This window comes from Bowmanella yangjiangensis, from assembly GCF_018531185.1.
Classification (GTDB): domain Bacteria; phylum Pseudomonadota; class Gammaproteobacteria; order Enterobacterales; family Alteromonadaceae; genus Bowmanella; species Bowmanella yangjiangensis.
In genome coordinates, this window is sequence record NZ_JAHDJU010000003.1 from 400,959 (window position 1) to 412,775 (window position 11,817).

Genomic DNA, 11,817 nt, shown 5'->3' on the forward strand with positions numbered 1-11,817 from the left:
CCCTTTTTCATTGGCATGGCGTTAATGCTTAGCCACGAAATGAGAAGAACGAACGGAAACCGGCTGAACCACTACTACCACGTTTTTCAGCACGACGACGACGCATCCATGAATGCAGTTCCTGGCGCTTAGCTTCCAGCCAGTCAGCCTTAGTGGTATGAGCCTCTTCACCACGACGCTCAATTTCCTGGCGACGATAGACGCAAAACTCATCGTAGGCTTTTAGATCATCCGCCAATTCACGAGCCACCAGTTCAATCATAATGGCATCATCCAGAAAGCCCAATACCGGCAAGCGGTCGTCAATCAAGTCTTCGGCTTTGGAAAAATAAGCCAGGGCACTAAGGACATCCAGCTTTTCATCCTCTGTCAGATCCCAATCATTATCTTCAACCATATCAACCAGTTGCTCTAACTGCTTTAAACGACTGGCAACAAAGTCAGGCACCTGTTCACGTACTTCCCCTGCCAGCTTACGCGCAGCATTTAAGACTTCTGAGCGGTCCAGTTCCCTGACCGCCGTCTGCGTTTTCTGCATAATGTCGCGGTAGTAATCCAGGTCTTGTTCCTGCAAATCAAAATTGATTGTCAATGCCATCTTGTTATTCCCTGTGTGATCGATAAAAAGTAGCCCGGTGGACACCGGGCCTTAACACTGAATTATGAACATTTTACAAACACAAAGGCAACCGTGCATTTACACTGTGTGGACCAACTGAATGTAAATCCATCAATGCTGGCGTATCGAATCGATAGGCAAATAAGTATTGCCATCTATCGGGCTATGTCCGGCGATAAACTCTCGTAATACGTCGGCATCCACAAAACCGGTATTCACGTAACCTGCATGACCGGTCAACACCGGATAGCCGTCACCTCCTGAAGCGTTGTAGCTGTTGAGTGCCAAACGATATGTGCGCTCCATTTGTATGGGTTCACCGCCAATAAGTACCTTCTGCGGTTGACCATTGTGCAATGTCATGCTGACACTGAAAAACTGTGGGTAAGCACCAGTATCTATGGGCTTAGTGGCCACCTGTGCCAAATAGTCGTATAGCTCCTGTCCACTCATATCCACGTAAGCCAGGGTGTTACCAAAAGGCTGAACCTTCAGAACGTCTTTATAACTGATTGGCCCCGCGGCGATGGAGTCTCGGATCCCGCCGCCGCTGATGACCGCCAGATCCGCGCCAACCTTGTGTGACTGTGCAGCGCCAATCAGGCGTCCCAAGTTGGTTTGCTCAAATCTCACTTGGGTTCTGTCACCATCCAGCCGTGTCAATGTCTCACCTATGGTCACAGACAACTGTTGACGACCAATCTCCTGATAGGGAGTTAGCAATTCCAACATTTCGCTATGTTCTGCTATCACCGGCAGATTGATACCTTTGAGATTAACCGGCAGCAGTTGATAGTCTTGCAGGGTCAACTTACCCTGCTGGAAGACAAAATCTGCACGGCCGACATACTTGCCCCATTCGTGTGCTTGCATGATCCAAATGCCATTTTGGTGATCAGGTTTACACGCGCTCCCCGGCTGGTAATCAACCTGTCGAACGTTCTCTCGCTCCATGCAAAGCGGCTCTTGTGAGTGACCGCCAATCACCATGGCAACACTGCCTGTTGGTAAGGTGCGTGCCAAGGTCACGTCCCCTGGCGCATTAATAGCATGCTGGCCATTATCATAATGGCCCATATGGGTTAGGACGATGATCAGATCTGGCTGCTCTTTTACCTTTAGCTCAGCCACCAGCCTTACGGCTTCCGCTTTAGGGTCTCGAAACTCCAAATCACGAATGTATTCAGGATTGCCAATTTTAGCCGTGTCTTCCGTTGTCAAACCAAGCACGGCAATGCGCAATCCTTGTCGCTCAAACATCTGATAAGCCTGGTAACGACGTTGCCCAGTTTTACGGTCATAGATGTTGGCAGATAGCATGGGAAAGCCAGCCCATTGGCGCTGCTGCTCTATAACCTCAAGGGGATTATCAAACTCGTGGTTACCCAGCGCCATCGCATCATAACCAAGTAACCGCATTCCGAGAAAATCCGGCTTGGCCTGTTGCATGTCAGACTCGGGTACCCCTGTATTGATGTCACCACCAGAAAACAACAGCACTGAGCCCCCCAGACCTTCCACTTCCTGACGAATTTGCTCAATCAGCGTTTTACGTGCAGCCATGCCATATTCACCCTGCTCGTTACGCCAGAAACGCCCATGGTGATCATTGGTATGCAGTATGGTGAAGTGCAATGGCGGCTCAGGCTGATGATTAGCACAAGCCAAAAGCACACTGACAACAGCGGGAATGACCAGCAGACGCAGTCGGGAAAGTCTCATATCAGATCCAAAAAACTCAGTTCAGGTTAGGTTATCAGGGCGAGTCACAACGCGCCCTAAAGAAAAAGCCGCCTGATTTCAGGCGGCCATATCAGTCAAACTGACGTTACCAGATACGCACACGCTCTTCTGGTGCAAGATACAAGGCGTCACCAGGCTGCACATTAAAGGCCTTGTACCAGGCATCGTGGTTACGAGGCGCTTGTGCACGATAGCGACCAGGTGCGTGAGTACCGGCGCGTAACTGGTTGAGCATGCTCTGTTCAGTGCGCTTCTCTTTCCAAACCTGTGCCCAAGCCAGGAAGAAACGCTGATCCCCTGTCAAGCCATCGATAACCGGCGCTTCCTTACCGTTGAGGCTGAGCTTATAGGCATGGTAAGCCATAGCCAGACCGCCAACATCACCGATGTTCTCACCCAGGCTGTTGCGACCATTTACAAAGTTACCTTCAATAGGCTCATAAGCACTGTACTGGGCAGCCAGGCTGTCAGCTTTAGCTTCAAAAGCGGCACGGTCAGCATCTGTCCACCAGTTGCGCTGAATACCCTTGGCATCAGACTTAGACCCTTGGTCATCAAAACCGTGACCCATTTCATGGCCAATGACCGCACCTATGGCGCCGTAGTTTACTGCCGGGTCAGCATTAGGATCGAAGAAAGGCGCTTGCAAAATCGCGGCCGGGAATACGATTTCGTTGAATGAGCTGTTGTAATAGGCATTTACCTGTTGTGGCGGCATACCCCAACGCTCACGATCCGTTGGCTGCAGTTCCTTCTCTACGTCCTGAGCATTAAAGAACTTGCGCAAGTTATGCACGTTAGCCAGTACATCTGAGCTATTGATTGTCAGGCCATCAAATGACTGCCACTTATCCGGGTAACCAATCTTGGGACGGAAGGCTTCCAGCTTAGCCTGAGCATTGACTTTAGTTTCCTCGCCCATCCAATCAAGGCCTTTAATCCGCTCACCTAAGGCAGTACGCAGATTCTCCACCAGCTCGGACATTTGTTGTTTGGAGCTTTCAGGGAAGTATTTCTCCACATACACCTTACCTATGGCAAAGCCCAGTGATTCGATACCGGACATTTCATCCACCGCGCGCTTCCAGCGTGGACGAGGTTCCTGCTGACCACTCAAGGTTTTACCAAAGAACTCAAAATTAGCCTGATAAACTGCTTCAGGCAGATAGTCTGCATTGCCACTGATGGTATGGTAGGTCAGATAGTCCTTCCACACATCCAGAGGGGTGTCGTTGATGATACCGATGACCGCCTTAACCGGTTCTGGCTGGCTGATATTCAGATTTGGTACTTGCAGGCCGCTTGGCGCGAAGTAGCTGTTCCAATCATAGTTTGGATAGGCATCAGAGAGCTCAGAGCGATCCAACTGGTTCAAGGTCAAATCACGATTACGGCGCTTTTCACGTGGCCATTGAATTTCAGCGATACGCGTTTCCAGTGCCAGAATTTGCTCAGCTTTTTGCTCAGCATTGTCTACCTTGGCAAAACTCAGCATCTGAGCAATGTTGGCCAGATAAGCCTGGCGAATCTTGGTGAAACGCTCAGAGTCTTCCAGATAGTAATCACGATCTGGCAAACCCAAGCCACCTACGCCCAGGGTTAATTGGTACTTGTTGGGATCCAGGCGGTTGTACCACAATCCCCCATTAATTGGCGAATTAGTGCCTGTTAGCCATGCATTACCAAATGCCTGGGTCAGAGCTTTTACTGAATCGATAGCGGCAATATCATCCAAAATGGGTTGAATTGGACTGAGCCCTTTGGCATTGATAGCATCCATATCCATATAAGCATGGTAAAAATCCGCAATCAGTTTTTTCTCACCGCTTAACTCTTTGGCAGAAGCCAGTTCATCAATAATTTCTTTAACCTGAGCTTCGCTCTTGTCTGCTAGTTCGCTAAAAGCACCGTAGCGGGTCTTATCTGCGGGCATTTCAAAATTGTCATACCAAGTACCGCTGGCATACATAAAGAAGTCATCGCCAGGTTTTACCGCTTCATTGCGGGCGGTAAGATCAACCCCAAAGCTCCCCAGCTCTGCCTTACCTTTTTGCACCTGCTCGGCTGGCGCTTGACTAACCTGAGGCGCTTTGTTGTCGCCGCACGCGGCTAACACAAAAGTTGAAGCAATCAATGATGCCAATAGTGTTTTCTTCATTCGTTCCTCTTTTACATTCTCGTTATTGTTGTTTTTGCCGTTCTAGCCCAACCTGTGACCTTAAGACAAATTGCTCGCAGAAGCCAGGCACTGCATTTATTACGGCATAGGTCTAGGTGTCAAGCCAGAAACACGAATCTTTCTTCATTTGAGCATAAGCAAAGCTTGCGTTCGGTGATTTTGTCGGCATTCCTTCAGCACCTGAAAGATATTTCAGTGCTGCACACCACCTTAAAAGGTTGGTGCGCGTCACTTGTCAACCGAACATCAGGAGAAGCACTCAAGAATTGAGAACTAGTTGTCTGCTCGTCATGGATACTGTGACTCATCAGCCATAAGATCCAGCGCTTTGAGCTAATAACCCGGATTTTGCGTCAAACGCCGAGTAGGCGAGATATAAGTCAGGCATTTTTATGACGACAGGCTATTCTGGCAAGGGAATAAACTCCTGTTCATCACCGGGCACTTTAGCGAATCGCTGTGCTTTCCAATCCGCCATAGCCTGCTCAATCCTCTCCTTACGACTGGAGGCAAAATTCCAGAACATAAAACGTTCCCCCAAAGGCTCACCGCCAATCAACGCAAGGCGGGTCTCGGACGAGGCGGTGACTTTTATCTGACAATCAGGAGTCAGCAAGGCCAGACTGCACTGCGGCACATCTTTGCCATTGATGGTTAATCCGCCTTTGGCCACATAAACCGCGCGCTCAGGCGCTAAAGGCAATGTCAGGCTTTGACCGGCCTTAAGAAACGCTTCCAAATATAAAGTGTCACAGAAGGTTTTCACCGGCGATACCACCCCATAAGCCCTTCCCATCATGACTCTTACTGGCACTTCGTCAATAGCTACACTGGGAATGGCTTCGACACCATAGTGGTAAAAAGCGGGTGGCGTTTCTTCAAATGCTTCGGGTAGAGCATGCCAAAGCTGCAAACCGTGCAAGCGGTGGGCTGTTTCGCGCACTTCGGGTCGTTCCCGCTCTGAGTGCACTATCCCAGCACCAGCTACCATTAAATTAATATCCCCTGGTTTGATAGCCTGCAAGCTCCCTAGGGAGTCGCGATGCAAAATTTCGCCCTCAAACAGGTAGGTAACGGTTGCCAAATTAATATGAGGATGGGGCCGTACATCTAACCCCTGCCCGGCATTAAACTCTACCGGGCCCATATGGTCAAAGAAGATCCAGGGCCCCACCGAACGCAGCTTGGCAACCGGCAAACAGCGTCGAACATAAAAGCCGCCAATGTCTTTCTCTTTGGGGGTAACGATTAATTCAATTCCGGAACAGGGCGACAGAAGGGTATCGCACAGACCTTGACCAGATAGCACGTCTGACATTCGAGGCTCCTCACAGTTCAGACAATCACCTAATGCTTTACAACAGCAAGCGTAGCAGAGCAACCAGTGTAAAGATTTCTTTCTGCTATTTTTTCTACAAACAGACAGCGTTAGCAAGTTACACCAAAGACAATACGAATGATTCTCGATAAAATGCAAAATTTACCAGAGGCATAGCGTGTATCCCGCACAATTAAGAGTCCTCATTGTTGAAGACAATCAAAGCACCCGTCACTTGTTGCGTGACATGCTGATTCAACTGGGTGTAGAGCAGCTGGAAGTTGTTTGCAACGGCCCACAACTTCTTAAGCAGCACAATGTGGTGCATGCCGAGCTACTGTTACTTGGTTATGACCTGGGTGACTTATACACAGGTACTGACTTGCTGCGCTTTTTAATTCGCACCAGAAGAATCAGCGAGGAAACTCAAACAGCTTTTATCAGTAATCAAAAGGATGCGGTGCTTGCCGATCTCCCCTATCGCACTTTACCTACTCCTGTACTGGTAAAACCTTTGTCCAAACAAACGCTAGAAACATTAATACATGATACCTGTCGTCTGTTAAGACAAATTCGTCCCTTGCAACGGCTAAGGCGCCCTCCCAAGCCAAGCAATCTTCTTCAGTCTCTTATGGGACTGGATTTGACCTTAATGGAAGGCCCAATTCGCGACACCCTCATCACAATGCAAATTCAGGAGCTAACTGCAGCAGGTTATGCTCACAAGGCTTACAGCACGGCAGACAAACTGACCAACCAGCAGCGTTTGTTGGAAGCGCAGATGAACATTGCATATTTGCAAGGAAATCTTGAAGAATTACAGCTTATTGCGGACAAGGTTCAGCACTCAGGTTTGCTGCGTCGCAAACTCATGTGGTTCAAGTTGCGAGTATTGAGCGCTGAGGCCAAAGATGACGAGTTCATTAACGTACTCAAGGACGCACGAGAGTCTCAGCTATCTCCCACAGAGGTGATGTTAAAAGCCACTGTACTCTATATTCTCAAAGGCTATCCATGCGCTGGCGAATATCTCAAGGCGAAATATGAGAAACTGCTTCAGGATTCTTACATCGCTAATGTCATCCTGCTTTGGGCAGCCACGCTTGCTTTGATTAACAAGGTTACTCATAGTGAAAAACTGGATGGTGGCAATGACACTAAGTGGTATTTCGAGCGCCTCAATTTGACTAATTTCAGTCAGAATCTGCATCGGTTCGGTAAGAAGCTATACCATATATTTAATACTCCCAATTTTGTTCCTGAGCACAGCCCTGCCGGTCACCCAGGTGAGGATGTTTTTGAACATATAGTCAATGCCTGTAGCTATCTGGTAAACGGAAAAACGCAGGATGCATCAGAAGAACTTTACTTGGCAGATAGAATGATTGCAGAAATGCAGCTTTCGCCTGAGAGATCTTGTGCCGGCTTGCTCCACAAACTGCTGTTTAAACGATGCCAAGCCAATTCAGAACAGCAGGCAAGAGAATATATCCGGTGGGCATCCAGCTATCATCACACCCACCCCTATCGCAGCATTAAAATGTATTTTAATGCCTATAAAGCCGAAATAAATGATCCGCAATATGCGCTGGCTTTGTACTTAATGCTAAAAAAATATCGAGTCAACCATTACTGGGGCTTAGATTTGTCTCAGCTAGCCAGAGATATAGGCTCACTCAGGCTTTCTTCACAGCAGCAAGAAAGCTGGCGAGCTTACCAAGCTATGCCTGAGGAAGCCCTGCCCTTTCCTGAATTCGACTAAATATTGCCAAAAACCAGACTGTTAGCTGGAGAACTCAAAAAAACATCTATACTCAAAGCAAAGGCCGACATGCTTAGATTGCATCACTTTTCTCTTCAATACGATAGATGTGTTGAACCAATGCCACATTAAGGAGGGGACAGCGTGATTAAGAAACGTCGAAGCGCGCCGTTGTCCGACGGCCCCGATTGGACCTTTGAACTTCTTGACCAATACCTGGCTGAAATTGACCGCGTAGCCAGGCATTACAAATTGGAAACCTACCCTAACCAGATTGAAATCATTACCGCAGAACAAATGATGGATGCCTATGCGAGCATTGGTATGCCCATCAATTACACCCATTGGTCATACGGCAAAAAGTTTATTCAAACCGAGCAAGGCTATAAGCGCGGGCAAATGGGGCTGGCCTATGAAATAGTCATCAACTCAGATCCTTGTATCGCCTATTTAATGGAAGAAAATACCATTACTATGCAAGCCCTGGTTATCGCTCATGCCTGCTACGGCCATAACAGTTTCTTTAAAAACAACTACTTATTTAAAACCTGGACAGACGCCAGTTCAATTATCGACTATCTGGTGTTTGCCAAAAACTATGTGGCACGTTGTGAGGAAAAGTACGGCATTGCGGAGGTTGAAGCTACCTTGGATTCCTGCCATGCGCTATCCAACTTTGGGGTAGACAGATACAAGCGCCCCCAAAAATTATCCTTACGTCAGGAGCAGGAGCGCCAGCAAAGCCGTGAAAAATATTTGCAATCTCAGGTAAATGAACTTTGGAGAACCTTGCCTCAACGCGATGACAACGAACAAGATCCCAAGCGCAAACGTTTTCCCGCAGAACCCCAAGAAAACATCCTGTATTTCATCGAAAAAAATGCGCCATTGCTTGAACCCTGGCAACGGGAATTAGTGCGCATTGTGAGAAAAATCTCTCAGTACTTCTATCCACAAAAGCAAACCCAAGTAATGAATGAAGGATGGGCATGTTTTTGGCACTACCATATTCTGCATCACCTCTACGATGAGGGAAAAGTCACCGACCGTTTTATGCTGGAGTTTTTACACAGCCACACCAGTGTGGTGGCCCAGCCTGAATACAACAGTCCTTACTATTCAGGTATCAACCCTTATGCGCTGGGATTCAATATGTTTATGGATATTAAACGTATGTGCCAGCATCCCACCCCCGAGGACAAACAATGGTTTCCTGAAATTGCCGGTTCCGATTGGCAAGAAACATTGCACTTTGCCATGCAGAATTTCAAAGATGAAAGCTTCATCAGCCAGTTTTTGTCACCAAAGTTGATGCGTGATTTTCGCTTGTTCGCTATTCATGACGACGACAAAGACAGTCACTTACAGGTAGCGGCTATTCACAACGCCGAAGGCTATCAGATTCTGCGGGAAAAACTCTCGGCCCAATACAATCTGAGTAATCTGGAACCTAACATTCAGGTCTACAACGTGAACGTCCGAGGAGACCGTGCACTTACCCTACGCTATGTACCGCACAATCGAATTCCTTTGGCGGATAGCAGTAAAGAAGTGATGAAACACCTGCATCGACTTTGGGGATTTGACGTCAAGCTTGAAACGGAAGATGAGCAGGGAGATGTCCATCAACTTGTCCATTGCCCCGAACAACTGGAGCAAGCCTGATAACGGCGAATTAGTCAGGCGTTTTGCAGGCCGGTCTGCAAAACTTCCTGCCAATGCCCAGAAAACCAAGATTGCTTGAACATTTTTCTGCCAACGGCGGGTCAAAACAACTAATGCATTACATTGACTCTGGAATCTGAATGCCAATCTTCTCCTATGCCCAAAAAATACAGCACGGCTTGAATCAAACCCGCAAACTAGATTTTCTCGGCCCCCTGTCCCTTCGTCTCTATCTGGTCCCCATATTCTGGATGGCCGGCATGAACAAGCTAAGCGGGTTTGAAGATGTAGTGGCGTGGTTTGGCAATCATGAATGGGGCTTAGGCTTACCTTTCCCCTATCTGATGGCATGGCTCGCCACTTGGACAGAACTGCTTGGTGCCGCCTGCTTACTCTTGGGGTTGGGGGTACGTTACATCAGCATTCCCTTGATGATTACCATGTTGGTCGCCGCATTTAGCGCGCATTGGCAAAACGGCTGGCAGGCCATTGCCGATCCCCACGGTATGTTTGCCAACCAGCAGGTTCTGGAGTCTGCCGACAAACTCGCCATGGCCAAGCAGTTGTTGCAGGAATATGGCAATTATGACTGGCTAACCAGCAGCGGAAGCTTCGTTATTCTTAACAACGGCATTGAGTTTTCCATTACCTATTTTGTCATGTTATTAATGCTGTTTTTTGCAGGTGCGGGGCGTTATCTGAGTGTGGATTACTGGATAGCTAAGAAGATGAAAATACCCCACACAGAATACCAATAACCAGGGTGTTTTAACCAACAGGGGCGACATTTGAGCAGTCTTTTTACTCAAGATATCAGCTCCTCACCAAAGAACAATGAAAGACAATCAGATGATCGCGGGTCAATGCTGAATAAATGTCGGTGCGAAGCCGGACAATCAATAAAAAGGACCCCTGATGACTGCACTTCTTGCTTCTTTGCGTATGCGAATTTTACTCGGTTACCTGGCTATGCTGGTCGCCACGCTAGTTGCTGCATGGGTGTTAAGCCAAGCAACACAACGGGTAATGCATCAGGTGGATGACTTTACCGGTCAAACCCTGCCCGCCCTGGACAACGTCGCTCAATTGCAGCTGCAAACCAAAGAGTTAGTGTTAGCCGGGTATTCATTATATGGCCTGACATTGTCAGCTGATGAATTCGAAAGCAAAGTTGCCCAGCTTCGCGAACACATACATGGATTGCAGCAACGCTTGCAGTCAGCAGAGAAAACCGCTGCCGATCTGAATGAGTACTCTGGCCAAGTATTAGTTGGATTAGAAGCGCTCTCCCAAGCCATGAGCAAACAACAGGTCGATTGGGATTTAGCCCGCCAGCATCTGGCCGAGTTGCACCAGGCTGCGAATCAGCTAGCTCAACATTCCTACCAACTTGGCGAGCACTTTCACCAGAGTGCAACCGACAGCGCCCATGACATAGCCGGCTTGCTGCAACAAGCGCAGTTTGCCGTATGGTTATTGGTCGCGGTGCTTGGCGTAGTAGCGCTGATTGCCTTGCTCCTGGCTAGATGGCAAATTGAGCAGCCTATTGTTCACCTGGCAAAACAGCTAAATGGAATTGCCCGGCAACGAGACCTGAGCAACCGCTTGACTGCCAAGGGCAGTACAGAGATCACCACTATGTCTGTTAGCGTCAACGGCTTACTAGGCGTATTCCACCAGGGTATTCAGGAAGTCAGGCAAGCCGTGGAACAAATCGAAGATTCCAGCCAGCAACTGGGACAAAGCGCCAATCTGACTTCCCGCCATATCCATCAGTTACGACAAGACATTGATGGATTAAGCCAACACATACAGAGCCTTGAAAACAAACTGCATGAGAGTGCACAAAGTTGTGACCTCGCAGCCCAACAGGCCAATCAGGGCGCAGAGGAGATCCAGTTGAATAAACATCAGCTGGCTGAAACCGCTCAAAGCATTCACACCTTGGCCAGCGACATTGAGTCCAGTGCCGTCAAACTTAGCACCTTGCAGCAAGCAGGAAATCAGGTAACCGGCGTGGTTAATACTATTGCGGATATCGCCTCTCAGACCAATTTACTGGCCCTGAATGCAGCGATTGAGGCAGCTCGTGCCGGTGAAAGCGGTCGTGGTTTTGCGGTCGTCGCGGATGAAATACGCAGCTTGTCTATTCGTACGCAGGATTCCACCACCCAAATCAATACCATGTTGGCGACCATTGTCGATTCCATTCAATCGGCCGTGACAGGCATGGCATCCAATCAACAACAAACACAGCACTGCGTAAATCTTACTGGCGAGCTGGTTGATGCGCTGGAACAAAGCAGGCAGAACATTTTAAGTATGCTGGATATCAGCCACCAGTCGGCACAACAAGTGCGAACTTGTGCCGAGCAAGCCGTGACAGCACGTCATCAGGTTCAAGCCTTCAAAACCTTAGGTAATGAAGTATCGGAAGGTAAGGAACAGGTTTTACAAGCATCCACGCAGCTAACCAGATTGGCTGCTAACCTATCTGGAATCCAAGCCCAATTTAAGCTCTAACCTTTCGT

The 11,817-nt window shown here is 48.3% G+C and carries 8 protein-coding genes; 4 read left to right on the forward strand and 4 right to left on the reverse strand.

Translation table 11 applies throughout. The features are described 5' to 3' along the window. Positions 1-28: 28 nt before the first annotated feature. From KJY73_RS17430 to KJY73_RS17445, 4 genes are all read right to left on the reverse strand, one after another. Positions 29-598, reverse strand: coding sequence for a DUF1232 domain-containing protein (locus KJY73_RS17430; protein ID WP_214344974.1), 570 nt, complete (start codon positions 596-598; stop codon positions 29-31). 132 nt (positions 599-730) lie between these two features. After that, positions 731-2,341: a bifunctional UDP-sugar hydrolase/5'-nucleotidase UshA gene (gene ushA, locus KJY73_RS17435; RefSeq protein ID WP_214344975.1), complete on the reverse strand. Its 1,611-nt coding sequence runs from the start codon at positions 2,339-2,341 to the stop codon at positions 731-733. Positions 2,342-2,447: 106 nt separating this feature from the next. Next, on the reverse strand, positions 2,448-4,520 hold the full coding sequence (locus KJY73_RS17440; protein ID WP_214344976.1) for a M13 family metallopeptidase: 2,073 nt from the start codon (positions 4,518-4,520) through the stop codon (positions 2,448-2,450). A gap of 424 nt (positions 4,521-4,944) precedes the next feature. Further along, positions 4,945-5,859 (reverse strand): pirin family protein, encoded by a 915-nt coding sequence (locus KJY73_RS17445; RefSeq protein WP_214344977.1) that lies wholly within the window; start codon positions 5,857-5,859, stop codon positions 4,945-4,947. Between the two features lie 178 nt (positions 5,860-6,037). Between KJY73_RS17445 and KJY73_RS17450 the strand changes: the two genes are divergently transcribed. The 4 genes from KJY73_RS17450 (at position 6,038) to KJY73_RS17465 (ending at position 11,809) form a co-directional block, all read left to right on the forward strand. Continuing rightward, on the forward strand, positions 6,038-7,621 hold the full coding sequence (locus KJY73_RS17450; protein WP_214344978.1) for a response regulator: 1,584 nt from the start codon (positions 6,038-6,040) through the stop codon (positions 7,619-7,621). 144 nt (positions 7,622-7,765) lie between these two features. After that, on the forward strand, positions 7,766-9,286 hold the full coding sequence (locus tag KJY73_RS17455) for a SpoVR family protein (protein ID WP_408611396.1): 1,521 nt from the start codon (positions 7,766-7,768) through the stop codon (positions 9,284-9,286). Between the two features lie 140 nt (positions 9,287-9,426). Further along, positions 9,427-10,044, forward strand: a complete 618-nt coding sequence (locus KJY73_RS17460) for an HvfX family Cu-binding RiPP maturation protein (protein ID WP_214344979.1) — start codon at positions 9,427-9,429, stop codon at positions 10,042-10,044. Positions 10,045-10,201: 157 nt separating this feature from the next. Continuing rightward, positions 10,202-11,809: a methyl-accepting chemotaxis protein gene (locus KJY73_RS17465; protein ID WP_214344980.1), complete on the forward strand. Its 1,608-nt coding sequence runs from the start codon at positions 10,202-10,204 to the stop codon at positions 11,807-11,809. Positions 11,810-11,817 lie beyond the last annotated feature (8 nt).

Excerpts from the sequence above, each read along its gene's own strand:
- ushA (WP_214344975.1), bottom strand. The coding sequence starts at position 2,341 with ATGAGACTTTCCCGACTGCGTCTGCTGGTCATTCCCGCTGTTGTCAGT.
- KJY73_RS17440 (WP_214344976.1), bottom strand. The coding sequence starts at position 4,520 with ATGAAGAAAACACTATTGGCATCATTGATTGCTTCAACTTTTGTGTTA.
- KJY73_RS17460 (WP_214344979.1), top strand. The coding sequence starts at position 9,427 with ATGCCAATCTTCTCCTATGCCCAAAAAATACAGCACGGCTTGAATCAA.
- KJY73_RS17445 (WP_214344977.1), bottom strand. The coding sequence starts at position 5,859 with ATGTCAGACGTGCTATCTGGTCAAGGTCTGTGCGATACCCTTCTGTCG.
- KJY73_RS17430 (WP_214344974.1), bottom strand. The coding sequence starts at position 598 with ATGGCATTGACAATCAATTTTGATTTGCAGGAACAAGACCTGGATTAC.
- KJY73_RS17465 (WP_214344980.1), top strand. The coding sequence starts at position 10,202 with ATGACTGCACTTCTTGCTTCTTTGCGTATGCGAATTTTACTCGGTTAC.